Here is an 18,120-nt window from a genome sequence, read left to right as displayed (position 1 = left end):
TGAACCATAAAAAATACTCACAGAAAGAGTGTTAATCCAACAAAAGGACGTGAACATGAGTCTCATTTCTAACTCCCTCACACGAGTTTTCAAAAACGTTGCGGTTACTGCAGCGGCTTGTTTAGCTTTGGTCGCAACTGGCGCCACAGCTGCTGATAAGGTTTATCGCTTGAAGCTTGCTGAAACATGGGGACCAAACTTCCCTGTTTTCGGTGATGCAACCAAAAACATGGCTGCGATGGCTGAGAAGATGTCGAATGGTCGACTGCAAATCAGAATCGATTCAGCGAACAAACACAAAGCACCGCTTGGCGTTTTTGACATGGTTAAGTCTGGTCAATACGACATGGGTCACTCCGGCTCTTACTACTGGAAAGGTAAAGTTCCAAACACTCTTTACTTCACTTCTATGCCTTTCGGTATGACGCCAGCAGAACAATACGCGTGGTTCTATCACGGTGGTGGTATGGAGTTGATGGAGCAGGTTTACTCTCCACACAACCTAATGTCGTTCCCAGGTGGTAACACGGATATCCAGATGGGCGGTTGGTTTCAAAAAGAGATCAACAGCGTTGAAGATCTACAAGGTCTGAAAATGCGAATCCCAGGCTTTGCTGGTGAGATCCTTGCGGAGCTAGGTGCTAAGCCGACTAACATTGCTCCTGGTGAGCTTTACACGTCTTTAGAGCGTCGCACAATCGATGCACTAGAGTGGGTAGGTCCATCACTTGATTTGCGTATGGGTTTCCACAAAATCGCGCCTTACTACTACACAGGTTGGCATGAGCCGGGTTCAGAGCTTCAATTCCTAGTGAATAAGCGTACATGGAACAAGCTGCCTGAAGACCTACAAGAAATCTTGCGTGTTGCAATGCGTACAGCGGCTTACGACATGTACACACAAGCAACGCACGAAAGTGGCAAGAACTGGGTTTCAATGAAAACAGAATACCCAGACGTACAAGTTAAAGATTTCCCGCCAGAAGTAATGTCGGCACTGAAAGAAGCGAACGATCGCCTACTTGCTGCACATGCTGAGAAAGATGAGCTGGCGAAAGAGATCCAAGCTTCACAAGCAAGCTACCTAGAGCAAGTGCGCTCATGGACGGATATTTCACACAGAGCTTATTTAAATAGCCAAGCGAAATAATCGACAGTTGTCGAACTGAAGCTAAATGAACCCAAAGCTGTTCTTGTTAGGTAACTAAGAGTGACTAAGCGGCGGGTTCATTTTAACCATAATAATTAAGCAGGATAAATCCTGTAACAAGATCCCAAGAACCCTTTCTACGTCGTGCATCTTGTTAGCGCTACTTGTTTTAGTTGCCCTAACTCTAATACACGATGTCTTTTCAAATTCCATGGAGTCGGGAATGCGAAGTCTAATTTATATTGAACGCCTATTTAATCGTATCGGTGATGCACTGGGATGGCTTTCCAGTATGTTGTTTATCCTTCTTGTTGCGAACGTTGTGTATGACGTTGTGATGCGATACGCCTTTAACGATGTGTCTATCGCCTTCCAAGAAATGGAATGGCACCTTTTCTCAGCCGTATTCTTGCTAGGTGTTCCTTATGCCATCAAAGCGGGTGGCCACGTACGAGTGGATGTTTTTTACGAACAACTCAGCTTCAAGGCACAAGCGATTATTGACCTAATAGGTACCGTTGTCTTCCTGCTTCCTTTCTGTTTGCTAGTGGCTTGGTTTGGAATCGATGTTGCGAAAGAGAGTTATAACCTTGGCGAAACGTCGGGCGATCCTGGAGGCCTTCCTTACCGATGGATCATTAAAGCGATGATCCCACTGTCGTTTTTCTTGATGGCAGTCAGTGGCGTTGGTTTGATTCTGCATTCGCTGAACAAGATTTTTAATCCGCACCTTATCCATGCAAATAACACGCATGCAAACAATACTCACACAAATAATACTCACACAAAGAATAAGTAGAGGCTGAACATGATTGGAATAGTAATGTTTTTCGTAGCCTTGTTTGCACTTTTACTTGGCTTCCCGGTCGCGTTCACCTTTGGTGGTATCGCGTTAATCTTTGGTGTTTGGGCTGAAGGCATCGAAATGTTCGCCTTCATGCCATATCGAATTCAATCGATCATGGAAAATACGGTACTGATGGCCGTTCCATTGTTCGTTTTCATGGGGCTTGTTCTACAAAAGACCAAGCTTGCTGAGCAGTTGCTTGAGTCAATGGGACGACTGTTTGGTGGTGTTCGTGGTGGTATTGCTATCTCGACGGTACTGGTAGGTTCACTGCTTGCTGCTTCAACGGGCGTAGTAGGTGCTTCTGTGGTTGCCATGGGTCTTATCTCGTTGCCAGTCATGCTCAAGTACAACTACGACAAAGGCTTAGCCTGCGGCACTATTTGTGCGTCTGGCACGTTAGGGCAAATCATTCCGCCTTCTATCGTACTGATCTTATTAGGTGATGTACTCGGTGTGCCAGTAGGGGACTTGTTTCAAGCGGCGATTTGGCCGGGCGTAATGTTGGTGGGTGCGTATATCGTTTATATCTTGATATACGCCAAGCTTAACCCAGAAGCGGCTCAACCAATTGAACGTGATGACTCAATTAGTCGTAAACAAGAAGTCATCAATGCACTGAAAGCTATCGTACCGCCACTCGCGCTGATCATTGTGGTATTGGGCTCTATCTTCGCGGGTGTTGCCACGCCGACAGAGTCAGCTGCATTAGGTGGCGCGGGTGCCTTGGTACTTGCTTTGCTGTACGGTCAATTCAGTTGGTCGATGGTGTATGAAGCGTCCAAAGAAACGGTGAAAGTCACGGCAATGGTCTTTGCTATCTTGCTTGGTGCGACGGCATTCTCGATGGCGTTTACCTATACTGGCGGTGATTATCTAGTTGAAGAGTGGATGCTGCAGTTGCCGGGTGAAAAATGGGGCTTCTTGATCATTACCATGTTGGTGATTTTGATTCTGGGTTTTTTCATCGACTTCGTAGAAATCTGTTTCATCATCGTGCCGATCATTGCGCCTGTTGCTGAACTGATGGGCATCAACATGACTTGGTTCGCTATCCTTATCGCGATGAACCTACAAACCTCCTTCTTAACGCCGCCATTTGGTTTTAGTTTGTTCTATTTGAAAGGGGTTGCACCGAAAGGCGTCACCACAAAAGACATCTACCGAGGCGTGATGCCGTTCATTCTGATTCAAATCCTCGTACTTGGATCACTTCTCGCTTTCCCTTCTTTCTATGGAATGTGAGTGAAGCCAAGAATGTGAATGATATGTTTCAACGGCTATCTATAAATTGCTAAAGTAAAACGGCTTATTGATGTTCAGTAAGCCGTTTTTTGTGAGGGAAAGGAATGCCTCTAAAAGCTAAGCTGATTTTGCTGACGCTACTCCCGTTGCTACTGGTCACGGCGAGCATAAGTTGGATCTCGTTACACCAAACCAAGACGTTGGGTGCGAAAGAGGTCGAGATCTTCAGAGACAGCTTAATCAAGTCGCGTGAAAACGCCCTCAAAGACACGGTCGACCTCGCATTCGATGCGATCGAACATATCTACAACGACCCCGATATCAAAGAAGCGCAAGCCAAAAAAGAAGTTCGAACCATATTGTCTAAACTTAGATATGGCTCTGATGGTTATTTCTTCGCATATGATCGCCACGGAACCAACTTGGTTCATCCGATACAGCCGGAATTGATTGGAAAAAATCTGCTTCAATTGCAAGATGAAGATGGTGATTTTCTGATCGAAGCTCTGCTAAGAGAGGCTCAAACCGGAGGAGGATTCCACCAGTATTTGTGGCAAAAGCCCTCGACTGGGGAAGTGGTCTCTAAGCTGAGTTACGCCGCTTGGTTAGAGCGTTGGGATTGGATGATTGGCACGGGTTTGTATATTGAAGACGTGCACCAAGAAGTGGCTTCGATGCAGGCTGCGATCAACAAGAATATTGAAACCACGTTCTTCTCTATTGTGGTGATTCTTAGCGTGACGGTGGCGGTTATTATCGTGCTGACGTTGGCCATTAACATGCATGAACATCGAATTGCGGATAATAATTTAAAAGAGCTCGCCCATAAAACGGTGATGTTCCAAGAAGACGAGAAGAAGCATTTAGCGCGAGAGCTACATGACGGTATTAATCAATTATTAGTATCAAGTCGTTGCCACTTAGAACTACTTGGTAATAAGTTACAAAATGAAGACCTCAAAGCGCATTTGAATAAGTCGCAGCATTCATTGATGCGAGCGATCGAAGAGGTGAGGCACATCTCGCATCAACTTCGCCCAAGTTCTTTGGATGATATCGGCTTAGAAGCGGCTCTGTCTTCGTTGTTATTGGATTTTCAGGCGCACTCGGGCATTGAGGTTGAAACCTTGTTTAGTACTCAGCCCGGGAAATTGAAATCAGAGGCCGCGACGACCTTATATCGAGTGGTGCAAGAGTCCTTAAATAACATAGAGAAACACGCACAAGCGACCAAAGTAACGGTTATCGCACAGCAAATTGGCAACGTGTTACAGCTTCTAATCCAAGACAACGGTGTCGGTTTCAACACCTATAAAGCGATGGAAAAACGAGGGATCGGTCTACGTAACATGAGAGAGCGAGTGGAATTCATCGGTGGTGATTTTGAATTGATGAGTGAGATTGGCCTTGGAACGGAAATTACAGTGTTACTGACACTAGAGGGATTAATGAATGAGTGAAGTTATTCGAGTTGTGATCGCTGACGATCACCAAGTGGTACTGGATGGCTTTATGGCGAGATTGGAACTCGAGCCAGATATTAGCGTGATAGGTACGGCCAGTAATGGATTAGAAGCGGTTGAGGTCGTTAAGTCTCTGCGCCCTGATGTGGTGTTGATGGATATCAGTATGCCTATCATGAACGGCATTGATGCGACCCATCTGATTAAAGAAGAAGACCCAGAAGCTAAGGTGTTGATGCTGACCATGCATAACAACCGTGAATACATCATGAAGGTGATGCAATCAGGCGCAGTTGGCTATATGTTGAAAGAGATTTCGGCTGAAAAAATGGTGCAAGCGATCAAAACGGTCAATCAAGGCTCGACCTATTTTTGTGAAAAAGTGACGCAGAATTTGTTTACTCAGCCGATTACTCCCCCGCAATCTGTGAAGAATCCATTGAGCAGGCGTGAAGAAGCGGTATTGAAATTAGTCGCAAAAGGGGAGAGCAGTAAAGAGATCGCGAAGGGTTTGAATATCAGTTACCGAACGGTAGAAACACACAGACAAAACATCAAGCATAAACTGGATATTCACTCTACGGCAGAGCTTGCCAAGTACGCTGTCAATTCGGGGCTTGTGGAGTAATCGTACGCTAAATGACACTAAATGTGTAATTTAATTACTAAATGTGTAATTTAATTACTAAATGTGTAATTCAGCCCTGCTTTTTGGAGGTTTTTTTAGTATTTTTGCGACAGGTTGATATTCTTCTTTTCGAAATTTAGGTGCAGAATGCAATGTTGCAAACTGTGCGCTACCAATTAGAGAGGAAGCATGGAGCCTGTAAAAGATAGGTATAGTATTGAAAATACCGATTATACAGTAGGACAAGATAACGTTCAGAAATGGGGTTTTGATGTTCATAACCCAGTATTTGGAATCAGTGCAGGAGCGATCATTGTCTTCTTGATTGCACTTCTAGTCGCAGATCCAGAAACCGCAAAAGCGGCACTGGATGGAATCAAATGGAAAGTCATCGGTAACTTCGATGGTTTCTTCATGTGGGCAGCCAACATCTTCGTTATCTTCTGTTTTGCCCTCATTGTCTCCCCGTATGGCAAGATACGTATTGGTGGCAATGATGCCAAAGCAGAGCACTCCAACCTATCTTGGATGTCGATGTTATTCGCCGCGGGAATGGGTATTGGTTTGATGTTCTGGGGTGTTGCAGAGCCAGTAGCTTACTTCACGGGTTGGTATGAAACGCCACTCGGTGTTGAAGCTTATTCTCCTGAAGCGGCTAAGTTGGCATTAGGTGCAACCATCTACAACTGGGGTCTTCACGGTTGGGCGATTTACGCTGTTGTTGCTCTAGCCCTCGCTTTCTTCACATTCAATAAAGGCTTACCGCTTTCAATTCGCTCAATCTTTTACCCGCTACTCGGTGACAGAACTTGGGGTTGGTTTGGACATGTCGTTGATATCGTCGCGGTACTGGCTACGCTATTTGGCCTTGCAACATCGCTTGGCCTAGGCGCACAGCAAGCAACCAGCGGTATTAACCATGTGTTTGGTACCGATGGTGGTATTGGCATGCAGCTGATTGTTATCGCAGTGGTCACTTTCTTAGCAACAATGTCAGTGGTTCGCGGTATTAACGGTGGCGTGAAGGTTTTAAGTAACATCAACATGTTGGTTGCTTTGGGCTTGCTTATCTTCGTAACCATAGCTGGTGGCATGGCGGGTATTAAAGCTATTCCAACGGCATTGATGGGTTACATTGAAAACTTTATTCCTCTAAGTAATCCTCATGGTCGTGGCGATGAAACTTGGATGCAAGGCTGGACGGTATTCTACTGGGCATGGTGGATGTCTTGGTCTCCATTCGTAGGCATGTTCATTGCTCGTATCTCTAAAGGTCGTACGATTCGTGAATTCATCGTTGCTGTATTGTTCATCCCAACGACAGTAATCATCATCTGGATGGCTATTTTCGGTGGTATCGCGATTGATCAAGTGGCGAACAAGGTGGGTGAGATTGGTGTGAATGGTCTGCAAGATATTACGCTTTCTCTATTCCACACTTATGATGCGCTGCCAATGAGTTCTGTGCTTTCTGTGGTATCGATTGGTTTGATTATGGTGTTCTTCATCACCTCGTCAGATTCAGGTTCATTGGTTATCGATAGCATTACTTCTGGCGGTAAAGTCGATGCTCCTGTTCCTCAACGTGTATTTTGGGCGTTGATGGGCGGTGCGATTGCAGCCGTTCTATTGTGGGTTGGCGGTACGGAATCCATTCAAGCACTGCAAGCTGGAACGGTATCAATGGCGCTACCATTTGCGTTCATATTATTGCTTATGTGCCTAAGCTTATTGCTAGGTTTGCGTACCGAAAATCAATTGGTTAAGCAGCAAAATGCTTTGAGTTAAAAGTATTATTCAAATAACGGCCGACTTGTTCGGCCTTTTTTTCGTCAGTAATTTGAGTAATTACGTGAATATTGGATGAAAACCCATCGAACCGATTCTGGTTTACTGAAAACAATAAGTTAACCTGCTAAACTTCAGACATCCAAGTATTTGAATTATTGTGACAACAGCTTGTATTACTTGGATCGTGTGTTCGAGTTTGTGATTCAGTCACAAGTAAGTAAGGGATAGTAAGGTCAACAGACCCTATCAATATTCCGTAGAGAGGGATAATGACTAAAGGTATAGATAAATACAGTATCGACAGTACGGATTACACTGTCGGTCAAGATAACGTCCAAAAATGGGGTTTTGATGTTCATAACCCAGTATTTGGTATCAGTGCAGGACTTATTGCTTTGTTCCTGATCGGTATTCTGATTACAGATACCGCTTCAGCAAAGGCAGCACTAGATGGCGTTAAAGGCCAGATCATCAATTCGTTTGATTGGCTTTTCATCTGGTCGGGTAATGTTTTCGTTGTTTTCTGCTTAGGCTTAATTGTTTCTCCGTATGGTAAAATCCGCCTTGGTGGTGTTGATGCGACGGCAGATTACTCATTCATGTCTTGGCTATCGATGTTGTTTGCCGCAGGTATGGGTATCGGCCTAATGTTCTGGAGTGTGGCGGAACCCGCTGCTTACTTCACGGGTTGGTTTGAAACCCCGTTAGGTGTTGAACCCAACACACCAGAAGCTGCTAAGTTGGCGCTAGGTGCAACCATGTATCACTGGGGTCTACACCCTTGGGCGATTTATGGCGTAGTAGCACTGTCACTTGCGTTTTTCTCTTACAACAAGGGATTGCCTCTTTCTATTCGTTCTATTTTCTACCCAATCTTGGGTGATAGAGCGTGGGGTTGGGCTGGTCACATTGTTGATATTCTGGCGGTTCTTGCAACGCTGTTTGGTTTGGCGACGTCGCTGGGCTTAGGTGCACAACAAGCAGCAAGTGGTATTCAACATGTCTTCGGAATCGAGGCTGGCTTAGGGTTACAAGTTGTTGTTATTACCGTAGTAACGTTATTAGCGGTCGTGTCAGTGCTTCGCGGTATTGATGGCGGCGTTAAAGTTATCAGTAACATCAACATGTTGGTTGCTTTCCTACTGCTTATCTTAGTGGCTCTAATCGGCTATGCGGTGAGTTTAGGTTCTATCCCAACAACCTTTATGGCATACGTTGAAAACATCATTCCTTTGAGTAACCCTCATGGTCGTGAAGATGAAGCGTGGATGCACGGCTGGACGGTATTCTACTGGGCTTGGTGGATTTCATGGTCACCATTCGTAGGTATGTTTATCGCGCGTGTTTCTAAAGGCCGTACTGTTCGTGAGTTCATCACAGCGGTTCTGATTGTTCCAACGACTGTTACTATCATTTGGATGTCAGTATTTGGTGGCATGGCGATTGACCAAATCGTGAATAACGTTGGTATCCTTGGTCAAGATGGTTTGACTGATGTATCACTAGCGATGTTCCAAATGTTTGATGCTCTACCGTTCGGTACGCTGCTATCAATCATTGCGGTTATCTTAGTTCTAGTATTCTTCATTACGTCGTCTGACTCAGGCTCTCTAGTTATCGACAGCATCACCGCGGGTGGTAAAGTTGATACGCCAGTGCCTCAACGTGTGTTCTGGGCGTTCCTTGAAGGTGCGATTGCAGTCGCTCTATTGTGGGTTGGTGGTACTGAAGCAGTACAGGCTCTACAAGCGGGCGCAATCTCTACGGCATTGCCATTCACCATCATTCTATTACTGATGTGTGTTAGCTTGTTAATGGGTATGCGTACCGAGAAGCGATAGACTGATCGTTAATCGACTTTCCATTTAGTTGAAGTCGAATATAAAGTAAAAAGAAAGGCAGAAGAGGAAACTCTCCTGCCTTTTTTGTATCTATTTTACAGTCTAGAGAACAGTATATTCCGATGGAATCACCTTCAAAATAACGTCTTAAATTTGGCGATTAGCCAAGTAATTGACATTCGATAAGCCAATGGTTTGCTTAAAATTATATTACGTTATTAAATTATAAAATCGCTCGAATTTAATACTGATATTGGGTAGTATGCGCGAGATTTCCCACTACTCGTGAAACTTTGACATGAAACTAACACTTAAGCAGAAGTTAATAGGTGCTAGCCTATCTGCTGTTGTCGTTATGGCAACAGCGTTAACTTGGTTATCAGCAAACCAATTATTTGAACAGACTCGTAACGGCGTATACCTGCGAGCTGAAAGCGTATCAGAAGCAGCATCTGAAGGTATTAAAAACTGGATTGATATCCGCACCGATATCGCATCTGCATTTAATGACTTTTCACGAGAGGATGATGTTGTTCCTTTCCTTAAGCAAGCTCGTGTAGCGGGTGGCTTTGACGATATCTTTTTAGGTACTCCAGAAGGCGGAATGTACCGTTCACACCCTGAACGTAATCGTGCTGGTTACGATCCTCGTCAACGTCCTTGGTACCAAGAAGCAAACGCTGCAGGTAAGCAAATCATCACAACGGCTTACCAAGATGCGATCACCAAAGCATTGCTAGTAACGATTGCAGAACCTGTGCGTCATAACGGCAAACTTGTTGGTGTAGTGGGTGCAGACGTACTTATCGACCAACTAGTGAACGATGTAATCAGCCTTGATGTTGGTGACAATGCGAACGCAATGCTAATTGATGCCTCTGACGGCACATTCTTAGCACACCCAGATTCAGCCTTAAGCCTGAAGCCGGTAAGCCAGCTTTCAAACGACATCTCTATGCCAATTATCGAGAACGCAGTGCGTACGGGTAGCATCGAGATCATCAAAGAACGTGGCGCTGAGAAGCTGCTTTACTTCACGAAGGTGCCTAACACTAACTGGATCTTCGCGGTTCAGATGGACAAAGCAACAGAAGAAGCGAACCACTCAACACTACTTACTCAGTTGATCACAACGGCTGTCATTATTACGTTAATCGTAATCGTATTAGTGTCTTGGTTAGTGAGCTTCCTATTCCGTGATTTGAACCGTGTTTCAGCGGCACTTGAAGAAATTGCTTCAGGTGAGGGCGACCTTACTCAACGTCTTGAGCCTAAGAGCGATGACGAAATTGGTAAGCTTGCTGAAAACTTCAACCGTTTTGTAGGCAACATGCACACCATGGTGATCAAGCTAAGCGAAGTATCTGCTGCGCTAGGCAACCAAGCACGTCAAACGGCTTCTCAAGCTGAAGAACGTAGTGCTCGTATCCAAATGCAACAAGACGAGATCAACATGGTAGCAACAGCCGTTAACGAAATGGCTGCAGCGACACAAGAGATCGCAGGTAACGCTGACCACACTGCACAGAATTCATCTGAAGCGGTTGGCGCGTGTGAGCACGGTACTGGTCAAGTGACACAGACTCAAAGCTCCATTCAAAACCTTGCTCAAGAAGTTCAAATCGCAACTAACGTGATCCTAGAACTTGAAGAGCACGGTAATAGCATCAACGCTATCTTGTCTAACATTCAAGGTATTGCAGAACAAACGAACCTACTTGCACTTAACGCGGCTATTGAAGCAGCACGTGCCGGTGAACAAGGTCGTGGTTTCGCGGTTGTAGCGGATGAAGTTCGAGTTCTGAGCCAACGTACACACGGTTCAACGCAAGAGATTCAGCAAACTATTGAGTTGCTACAAGGTACAACAGGTAAAGCGGTTAGCATCATGAACGATAGCCGTAGTCTTGCTGAAACCAGTGTTGATGACGCGAACTCAGCGGCTGCAAGCCTAACGCAAATCCACGCTGCTGTTGAACGCATTAGCGACATGGCAACACAGATTGCTTCTGCTGCAGAAGAGCAAGCGTCAGTAACGTCTGAGATTACTCGTAACACTGAGGGAATCCGTGACGTATCTAACGAGCTAGCAGACGAAGCGCACCAAGCTGCAGAGCAAGCTGCTCAGCTGTCTGAACTGTCTCACGAGCTAGAAAGCGAAATCAGCCGCTTCAAGCTGTAAGCGCTAACAGGTAATTTGAAAGCCGAATGTGATTGTCACATTCGGCTTTTTTGTGCCTGCTAGTTAGAGTTACGTCCCAAACTAGTTGTTCGGGTAACCTGGGAACTTAGCTTTAAGGGCTGCACGAGTAGGGAAGTATTGCTCCATAAATTTAACTATCGCAGGGTCGTTCGCTTGCAGCTCAGTGAACGTCGCAGAACTTAACTCAACAGCGCTGTAACCTTTATGGTTCAGGTCGTAGTAGGCATACAAAGAATAGGCTAGGTACTCTTGATCGTATGACTCTGCGTCTAAATCAGCTTCGACAATCGTCGAGTCTTTTCCGTTCGGAAAGTAAGAGCTTGCAAGAATCGCTTTCTCATTCAGTTCATCTAACTCTTTCTGCATCACACCCCATTTCGACGAAGATGATTTTACCGCTAGGTTCATCACACCGTAATCGTGTACAAAGTGAATGATCTCTTCAAACGCAGCGTCTCTTTGAGTCCCTAAGTCAGGCTTGTTCGCGCCAGCAGTTGTGTCAGTAGTTTCAGTCGCAAACAGATCTTGGAAGCGGTAATTTTCATCTAAGAAGTCACCGCCATCTCTGTCAGACCAATCTTCATCGTAAAAAAATGCCATGGTCGCTTTACTGTCGTAAATTGCCTTAGTCACTTCAGCAGGGAAGCTATCAAGGTAGTACTCCATGATGTTCTTAATATGAGCGACCTTTGCTTCTGAATTGTTTGCAGATTTGTCTTCAATTAACAGTGGGATCTTATAACCGTGAGCTTCTACGCAAGTCTGCTGTTTGATGCCGTTCGTGAGTAGTTCGCCCGTTGTATTTGAGATAACAGAACAGTCAGTTGTAGGCACACGTGAGAATGTCTCTGAGGCGCTTTGAGCGAAGGATGGGACAAGTTGAATACCATTACTCAAGGTATTGCCTACACGAACGTATAGGTTCATAGGCCTCATTTGGTCGATATTAAATTTGTCGCCAGTAGCATCAATAATGAATTGTTTATTGATGGTCACGGTGTCCGATTTTTTCCATCGAATGACGTTGTTTATGTTGTTTTCAACCTCAGCGATAGCAAGCTTTTCAGGTGTCGTTGTTGCGTTAAAGTTTTCGTAGTAAATATCGAAGTTTTCAACGTTGAACGTTTTACCCGCTGAGTCTGTTGCCGTTACTGAAAAGGTGATGTCTGCATCGCTTTGAGTTTTGTAATTGCGCTCAGGAACGCCATGAACTTGTGCGAAGCTGCCGCTAGATTTTAGATTATTACCATACTGAGTAATATCAATGTTCACGTTTTTGTCTGTACCCGCTGCAATCGACTTCACGCTGAAATGCAGTGAGTAATTGCTTCCCAAGCTGACAACTGAGCTAGCGCTTGATGCATCGATGACATTTTTTGAAGCGTTGTTACTGTCGCTGCTTCCACCACACGCGGTGAGCATCGTCGTAAAAATAAGAGTTGGAATAGTGAGTTTGTATACCATAGGGAACCAAGTTATCGGCAAGCTATAAAGCCTGCATGTTACTAGAGATGGTATTTGCTCTTAGTAAGCGTTTGTAAGCTGTGTATCGATAACACTTACAAATGGCTTTTGGGTGATAGATTATATTTGTTGATTATTCGAAGGTTTTTCTTGGCGAAGTTTTAAGTGGGCTAGCCGTAGCTAACCCATTTCAGATCTGTGTTTAAAAGTACTCTTTCGCTACTTCAACAGCTTTGTTCAAGTCTGGAATCATAGTGAGCTCCGGAACACGTTGAATGTGGACAATTTTATTGTTTTTGTCGACAACGAATGTGCTGCGAGCGAGTAAGCCTAGTTCGCTGATTTGTGTCCCTGACTCAAATCCAAATACGTGGTCTTTTGCATCTGAAAGTAAAGTTACTTTGTCGGTAATGCCTTTCTCTTTCTTGAATCGATCTAGAGCGAACGTGGTATCTGCACTTAAGCCGATGAATTCAATGTTACTTGTTAATGCTAGGTTCGCTTTTACAAAGTTAGAAAGGTCCTGAGCCTGTTGGTTACATACTGGTGTATCAATAGACGCCAGTACGCTAAAAATACGAACTTTGTCCGTTTTTTCTGTAGTGTCGTATGGCTGATTTTGGTTCGTCATCAACGTAACCGATGGCAAGTAATCACCCACAGACAGGCTGTTACCAACGAGGTTGAAAGTTGTCTCGTAGTAAAAAGTCAGCGTATTGTCTTTGCCTGTTGGGGCTGTATCGCTGGTGGTTAAATAGTCCGCAGCGGTAACGCTTGTTGCTATTGTAGTTGTAAGGAGTAATACAGCTAGTGTGGTTAGCGTTTTTTTCATGTGGGTCTCTTGAATTTGTTTATTTAAGCTCTGTGTTTAAGCTGAGCGTACTTTAGCTAAGTTATTAAGGTTTTGTTCAAACAAATAGATAATGAAAACCACACAAAATGATTTGATTAATTTATATCGACGAATAAGTGAGTAATAATGACTATTTAAAATGAGAGCTTACATAAGCTAAGTATTCTCGATAACTGTACTATGCGAACTTCAGAGTTATCACTTACTACTTTGTAAGAGTGCAAGTAGTTGTAAGCCTTGTTTTTATAAACGATCGAAAAATCGGTTTCGAATACGCCGTCTTTTTCTTTTGTTACTGTGATATCAATATGTCTCGCTTTACAGTTTTTATACGAGTTCAATCGTATTATCCCTTCAATATTCTCAAGATCTAATATCCCCGTATTATCAATAAGGTTGTATGAAATATTCTCGGTAGATACCAAGCGCTGGTTCATGTTCTTATTAATATTGTTTGTGTTATAGCAACCCCTTATTAAGGATAGCGACGTAATTGCTAGCATCAACATCATTAATTTTTTCAGGTAAACCAGTTTCTCATTATTTTTTGTTGGGAGTTCTTTGTCTACCTCTTTATTAAACGATGGTAATACTTCAATTTCAACATATTCTTTAGATTCTGAAACCTCTGGACTTGAAGCATTAATAGCATCTACTGGCACTTCAGTCGTTACGTTCTCCAGTAGGTAGCCGGCTTTGCTTACTGTCGTCAGTTTCATACTGTTTATCCCAATCGTACTAAGTGCTTTTCTTAGTGTACTTATTGTATTGGTTAATGACTGATCGGATACAACAGCACCATTCCAGCATTCATTAAAAAGTTCATCCTTACTAATACAGTGGCCATTGTGGTAATGAAGATAAAGTAAAACACGAAAAGGTTTTGGCCTTAATTTGATTAAGGTTTTATTTTCTATGTTCATGACCGAACGATCACTTAGGTTGATATGTAACTCGTCATTAATTACTAGTGAATTATTATCATTCATTCTATTTCTCAAAAATTAATTATTGTCTTTTTTATTACGCTAACCCATTTGTTGTCGATTCTATTTTTTTTTATGGTTTTGGCTATCTAAAATCGACTTCGTTTGAAAAATGTGTGGTATGTAGGTTTGGTGTTTTTTTTGTTACTTTTCTGTGATGAGTTTTATAAGTTGGGTACGTACTATTGAGATCTACTTCACGGATAGGAGTTGAATTGTTAGAGGGATAGTCAACAAAGCTTGTTGGAGTTTGGATGAGAACCATTTCTAAAAAATGTGTAGTGCAGTTACATGATTACATTGAGGAATATCGGCAAGTGGCGTGTGTGGAGTCTAAAGAGCTTGATGTCACTAGCTTGTTAATTCGCTTGCTGGCGCTTCAGAGTAAACAAATCACGAAGAGCGACCGACAAACATTAGCATCTCATATCAATGACTTAATAAGCTCAGAATTGGTGTTTGCGCAGCGTATGGAATTAGAAGAAGCAGAAATAATATTAGTAGCTTCTATGAAGATATTGTTGGACAAAAACTAATACAATTGGGAGTTATTCTATGGTCGAGTGGAACACAGATAACAGTCGATATGAAATGTCAGTTCTTGGTTTTAAAGTTCACAGCGTATTTCAGTCGATAAGCCGAAGCGATAAAACAGTCTTTGGTTACGAAGCGCTTTGCCGTATTGAAATGCAAGGTGAGCGAGTCAACATAAAGCGTTTTTTTAAGATTCTAGAAGGTTTTGGTGAAAAGGCAGAATTTAGATTTAAGTTCTATCTGAACATCATGCATTTACGGAATTTTAGAAATTCAAATATTTATAGTAGAGATGTTAAGTTGTTCCTAAATTTAACTCCATGCTTTTTTAAATACTTTTCGATTGGGGATGACCTAGCAAAGTTGTACCTCCCATTGATCAAAGAAGAAAATGTCGATTTAAAACAGATTGTAGTAGAGATTGTCGAAGATTATTGCCCAATATCAGATATTGAAAGTCTTCATAAAGGTACGGAGTATCTCAAGAGTCTTGGAATATCGTTTGCGCTAGATGATTTTGGTACTGGATGGTCAGGGTACAGTCGAATGGCTGTTGTACAACCAAACTACATAAAAGTAAGTAGAGACATGCTGGTTGAATTCGGGATGAATCAGCCACAAGAAGATAACTTACTGGCAGAGTTAAACGCGATTACAAGCTTGCAAGGAATAACCGTTATTTTCGAAGGGATTGAAAATGTTGAAAACTACAATATTGCGGCACAATATGGTGCTGACTTTTTTCAAGGATATTACTTGGATATACCAAAAACGTACCCTGTCACTATAGCAAAGAAAGATATACCTAAACCAGTTAACAAATTTCAACTTAATTCATATTTAGACAAAATGTCTATAATTTCAACCAGAGTATAATAAATGAAAAATAAAACTTGCTATATGCTTTTTCTAACAACAGCACTAATTTCTTGTAATACATATTCCGCTGTTGATCTATTGAATAATCAAAGTACCAGCGGAGATTTAACCTTTACTACAAAGATTCCTGAAATATGTGGCTTTAAAAGTGGAGGTGAAACAATAGTCACGAATAACCAGATTAAGTTTACAGACACTACCGTTGACGATGCGAAAAAAAATTTAGTGCTTTTGCCATATACCAATAAAGGTTCAGGGACACTCAAATATAAACTAAACGTTACGGCAACAAGTTTGAAAAATCAAAGTGATAGCTCTGCATTAGCACTGGCAAAAATAAAACTATATAACAAGGCGGGTACTGAGATTACACAAAACGCAGAACAAGACACGACAAATAATGGGAAAATTGAGTTCTCAACCAGAGTGGACGCAAATTATTCTGATATTGCAGCGGGGGATCATACGATAACTGCTGTAGCAACTCTGACATGCAGCTAAGCTTAACTTTCTCTTCTAATATGTGGCGTATATTAGCAATTGCATTGGTGTTGGTTTTACTAACGGCCACCGCCAATGCTTCTAATGACATGCAGTGCATAGATAGAGAAAGAGCAGATTTGTCTTCGAAGAAAAAAGTCAAAATTGAAGTATGTTACGCACCTTTAGGAGTACTAGAGCAATCTCGCAGTTGGTTAAGGCCTAGTAGAGATGGTTTCAGCACTGGAGTCCCAATCAAAGTTACAAATTTATCTAATAACAAAGCAGAATTGGAGCTAAAACTGTTGAGTATTTGGAGTCATGCCGTCGCTTATCAGGTATCACCTAATGGTCAAGCTATTAACGGCGGAGAGAAATTTAGGAGTAATACCCCTTATCGGGTTCGATTTGGTCTAGAAAGTAAAGAATCTAAGATTTTTGTGGTCAGACTATTTCAAAGTAATCCAAATGTTCACACTAGTAGTTTGAATATCTTTGTTAATAATACCAGTCTCGCTCAATCAGTCTTTAGAGCGTCCAGTCGCAAAGGTTATTGCAGTTTGGTGGTTTATGACGATCGAGGCGAAATTAGTTTTGATGGTCTATCACGCAATGATCCAACAAAGTTTACGGTAAGTAGCTTTGGCCGTGGTTATTTTATTTCGTTAGGTGTTGATTCGCTTACCGTTAACAATCGAAAGGTGAGCGTAGATACTTGGTCTCAGGTATTGGATTCTCAGAGCCTCTTTGTACTCAAAACTGGGGGAGGAGGTTATCCGGATAGGCAATTGGCACACAACGAGTTATATCCGTTAAGGAAACGTCGGAGGCTTGACGCAGAGGTGTATGCAAACTTTAGCAATATACCAAAGTCACGGTTTGGAGGTGGAAAGTTGGAAATGGGGGTGACAATCACATGTCAAAAATAGCTCGATACTTAGTATTGTTAGTTTGTCTGTGTTCTTTTAATACGCTTGCTCATTTTCAGGGGCCAATGAAAGTTAAAAAGATTGTTTACAGCGAGAACACATCAATTGATATAACGGTAGGCAATGATTCTTCGTTTGATCAGTATTTCCAAATTTATGTCGATGGTGTTGTTTCTGGGGATAAATTTCTAATTAGAAGCTCAAAACAGAAAGTAAAATCACTCATTTTTCCTGTAGAGAGAGATAGAAAAGAAACATTTGAAGTTTGCAGCGTTTCTTTGCCAACCTCAAAAGTGAAAATACGGACTCGTATATGCACATCAGTAAAATTATTGTATCCATACTCTCGCTTACAATTACAAAACTAGCTTTTGCTTCGTTTTACATACCAAGTGCCAATGTTCCAAGTGGATACGATAGAATATCTACAGCAGACGGTACTACTTGTGAAGCGAGTATTACGCCAGAAATGTATTTGCAAACGGGTATGTATACAACGGTAACAGACGATAAATATGACACTCAAAATTCCGACCAGTATAAGTCGATCAACAACCGAACCGATAGCGATGACAGCGGTGTTTACGTTCAATTGGTGATACCGCTAGGTAAGAAGCAAGAACGTTTAAACTGTAACCGACTGTATGATCTAGAAATTAAGCGGTTAAAGGCGGAGCTAAATAAACTCAAGATAGAGGCTCAGCTCAAAGATGTGTGGGAGGACCCAATTTACAATAATTAAAAAATAACGTCACTTGGCTTACTCATTCCTACCCACGCATCATTCAGTTATAAGTGCATGTTTAGCGCTCACTCCGACTTTCTAG

16 protein-coding genes are annotated in these 18,120 nt (G+C 42.6%); 13 read left to right on the top strand and 3 right to left on the bottom strand.

Translation table 11 applies throughout. The features are described from left to right. Nucleotides 1–55 precede the first annotated feature (55 nt). The 8 genes from M4S28_RS11340 to M4S28_RS11305 all read left to right on the top strand — a co-directional run bounded on the left by M4S28_RS11340 (nt 56) and on the right by M4S28_RS11305 (nt 11,147). Nucleotides 56–1,150, top strand: coding sequence for a TRAP transporter substrate-binding protein (locus tag M4S28_RS11340; RefSeq protein WP_017060957.1), 1,095 nt, complete (start codon nt 56–58; stop codon nt 1,148–1,150). A 211-nt stretch (nt 1,151–1,361) separates the two neighbouring features. Next, nucleotides 1,362–1,949: a TRAP transporter small permease subunit gene (locus M4S28_RS11335; protein ID WP_026012254.1), complete on the top strand. Its 588-nt coding sequence runs from the start codon at nt 1,362–1,364 to the stop codon at nt 1,947–1,949. Between the two features lie 9 nt (nt 1,950–1,958). Beyond that, nucleotides 1,959–3,242 (top strand): TRAP transporter large permease, encoded by a 1,284-nt coding sequence (locus M4S28_RS11330; RefSeq protein ID WP_017083881.1) that lies wholly within the window; start codon nt 1,959–1,961, stop codon nt 3,240–3,242. Nucleotides 3,243–3,346: 104 nt separating this feature from the next. Further along, nucleotides 3,347–4,702, top strand: a complete 1,356-nt coding sequence (locus M4S28_RS11325; protein ID WP_017078693.1) for a cache domain-containing protein — start codon at nt 3,347–3,349, stop codon at nt 4,700–4,702. Then, nucleotides 4,695–5,333 (top strand): response regulator transcription factor, encoded by a 639-nt coding sequence (locus tag M4S28_RS11320; RefSeq protein ID WP_249631831.1) that lies wholly within the window; start codon nt 4,695–4,697, stop codon nt 5,331–5,333. Before M4S28_RS11325 ends, M4S28_RS11320 begins: the two co-directional genes overlap by 8 nt. A gap of 189 nt (nt 5,334–5,522) precedes the next feature. Next, nucleotides 5,523–7,121, top strand: coding sequence for a BCCT family transporter (locus tag M4S28_RS11315; RefSeq protein WP_249631830.1), 1,599 nt, complete (start codon nt 5,523–5,525; stop codon nt 7,119–7,121). Between the two features lie 272 nt (nt 7,122–7,393). After that, a complete protein-coding gene (locus M4S28_RS11310; protein WP_017093820.1) occupies nt 7,394–8,965 on the top strand; it encodes a BCCT family transporter in 1,572 nt (523 codons plus the stop codon). Between the two features lie 298 nt (nt 8,966–9,263). After that, nucleotides 9,264–11,147, top strand: a complete 1,884-nt coding sequence (locus tag M4S28_RS11305; protein ID WP_017083880.1) for a methyl-accepting chemotaxis protein — start codon at nt 9,264–9,266, stop codon at nt 11,145–11,147. Between the two features lie 81 nt (nt 11,148–11,228). Here M4S28_RS11305 and M4S28_RS11300 read toward each other — a convergent pair whose 3' ends face one another. The 3 genes from M4S28_RS11300 to M4S28_RS11290 all read right to left on the bottom strand — a co-directional run bounded on the left by M4S28_RS11300 (nt 11,229) and on the right by M4S28_RS11290 (nt 14,474). Continuing rightward, nucleotides 11,229–12,632, bottom strand: a complete 1,404-nt coding sequence (locus M4S28_RS11300; RefSeq protein WP_249631829.1) for a hypothetical protein — start codon at nt 12,630–12,632, stop codon at nt 11,229–11,231. A gap of 202 nt (nt 12,633–12,834) precedes the next feature. Continuing rightward, the gene (locus M4S28_RS11295) at nt 12,835–13,464 is read right to left on the bottom strand and encodes a redoxin family protein (protein ID WP_249631828.1); all 630 of its coding nucleotides are present in this window, start codon (nt 13,462–13,464) and stop codon (nt 12,835–12,837) included. A gap of 155 nt (nt 13,465–13,619) precedes the next feature. Beyond that, complete coding sequence (locus M4S28_RS11290; RefSeq protein ID WP_249631827.1) at nt 13,620–14,474, bottom strand: winged helix-turn-helix domain-containing protein; 855 nt, start codon at nt 14,472–14,474, stop codon at nt 13,620–13,622. Nucleotides 14,475–14,725: 251 nt separating this feature from the next. Here M4S28_RS11290 and M4S28_RS11285 point away from each other — a divergent pair, with 251 nt between their 5' ends. The 5 genes from M4S28_RS11285 (at nt 14,726) to M4S28_RS11265 (ending at nt 18,035) form a co-directional block, all read left to right on the top strand. Next, entirely contained in the window at nt 14,726–15,007 is a 282-nt protein-coding gene (locus tag M4S28_RS11285) for a hypothetical protein (protein WP_108189356.1), read from the top strand. A 19-nt stretch (nt 15,008–15,026) separates the two neighbouring features. Further along, nucleotides 15,027–15,881, top strand: coding sequence for an EAL domain-containing protein (locus M4S28_RS11280; RefSeq protein ID WP_249631826.1), 855 nt, complete (start codon nt 15,027–15,029; stop codon nt 15,879–15,881). Nucleotides 15,882–15,884: 3 nt separating this feature from the next. After that, a complete protein-coding gene (locus M4S28_RS11275; RefSeq protein WP_249631825.1) occupies nt 15,885–16,385 on the top strand; it encodes a hypothetical protein in 501 nt (166 codons plus the stop codon). Further along, nucleotides 16,376–17,293 (top strand): hypothetical protein, encoded by a 918-nt coding sequence (locus M4S28_RS11270; protein WP_076678892.1) that lies wholly within the window; start codon nt 16,376–16,378, stop codon nt 17,291–17,293. The genes M4S28_RS11275 and M4S28_RS11270 overlap by 10 nt, the downstream gene beginning before the upstream one ends. A 313-nt stretch (nt 17,294–17,606) precedes the next feature. Then, complete coding sequence (locus M4S28_RS11265; protein WP_249631824.1) at nt 17,607–18,035, top strand: hypothetical protein; 429 nt, start codon at nt 17,607–17,609, stop codon at nt 18,033–18,035. Nucleotides 18,036–18,120 lie beyond the last annotated feature (85 nt).

The organism is Vibrio sp. J383 (genome assembly GCF_023503985.1).
Classification (GTDB): domain Bacteria; phylum Pseudomonadota; class Gammaproteobacteria; order Enterobacterales; family Vibrionaceae; genus Vibrio; species Vibrio splendidus.
Note: the sequence above shows the minus strand (reverse complement) of the source record. Positions and strands in the feature narration are given on the sequence as shown.

What these genes read in the sequence shown, in the direction of transcription:
- M4S28_RS11340 (WP_017060957.1), top strand. Translation starts at nt 56, where the DNA reads ATGAGTCTCATTTCTAACTCCCTCACACGAGTTTTCAAAAACGTTGCG.
- M4S28_RS11335 (WP_026012254.1), top strand. Translation starts at nt 1,362, where the DNA reads ATGGAGTCGGGAATGCGAAGTCTAATTTATATTGAACGCCTATTTAAT.
- M4S28_RS11330 (WP_017083881.1), top strand. Translation starts at nt 1,959, where the DNA reads ATGATTGGAATAGTAATGTTTTTCGTAGCCTTGTTTGCACTTTTACTT.
- M4S28_RS11325 (WP_017078693.1), top strand. Translation starts at nt 3,347, where the DNA reads ATGCCTCTAAAAGCTAAGCTGATTTTGCTGACGCTACTCCCGTTGCTA.
- M4S28_RS11320 (WP_249631831.1), top strand. Translation starts at nt 4,695, where the DNA reads ATGAGTGAAGTTATTCGAGTTGTGATCGCTGACGATCACCAAGTGGTA.
- M4S28_RS11315 (WP_249631830.1), top strand. Translation starts at nt 5,523, where the DNA reads ATGGAGCCTGTAAAAGATAGGTATAGTATTGAAAATACCGATTATACA.
- M4S28_RS11310 (WP_017093820.1), top strand. Translation starts at nt 7,394, where the DNA reads ATGACTAAAGGTATAGATAAATACAGTATCGACAGTACGGATTACACT.
- M4S28_RS11305 (WP_017083880.1), top strand. Translation starts at nt 9,264, where the DNA reads ATGAAACTAACACTTAAGCAGAAGTTAATAGGTGCTAGCCTATCTGCT.
- M4S28_RS11300 (WP_249631829.1), bottom strand. Translation starts at nt 12,632, where the DNA reads ATGGTATACAAACTCACTATTCCAACTCTTATTTTTACGACGATGCTC.
- M4S28_RS11295 (WP_249631828.1), bottom strand. Translation starts at nt 13,464, where the DNA reads ATGAAAAAAACGCTAACCACACTAGCTGTATTACTCCTTACAACTACA.
- M4S28_RS11290 (WP_249631827.1), bottom strand. Translation starts at nt 14,474, where the DNA reads ATGAATGATAATAATTCACTAGTAATTAATGACGAGTTACATATCAAC.
- M4S28_RS11285 (WP_108189356.1), top strand. Translation starts at nt 14,726, where the DNA reads ATGAGAACCATTTCTAAAAAATGTGTAGTGCAGTTACATGATTACATT.
- M4S28_RS11280 (WP_249631826.1), top strand. Translation starts at nt 15,027, where the DNA reads ATGGTCGAGTGGAACACAGATAACAGTCGATATGAAATGTCAGTTCTT.
- M4S28_RS11275 (WP_249631825.1), top strand. Translation starts at nt 15,885, where the DNA reads ATGAAAAATAAAACTTGCTATATGCTTTTTCTAACAACAGCACTAATT.
- M4S28_RS11270 (WP_076678892.1), top strand. Translation starts at nt 16,376, where the DNA reads ATGCAGCTAAGCTTAACTTTCTCTTCTAATATGTGGCGTATATTAGCA.
- M4S28_RS11265 (WP_249631824.1), top strand. Translation starts at nt 17,607, where the DNA reads ATGCACATCAGTAAAATTATTGTATCCATACTCTCGCTTACAATTACA.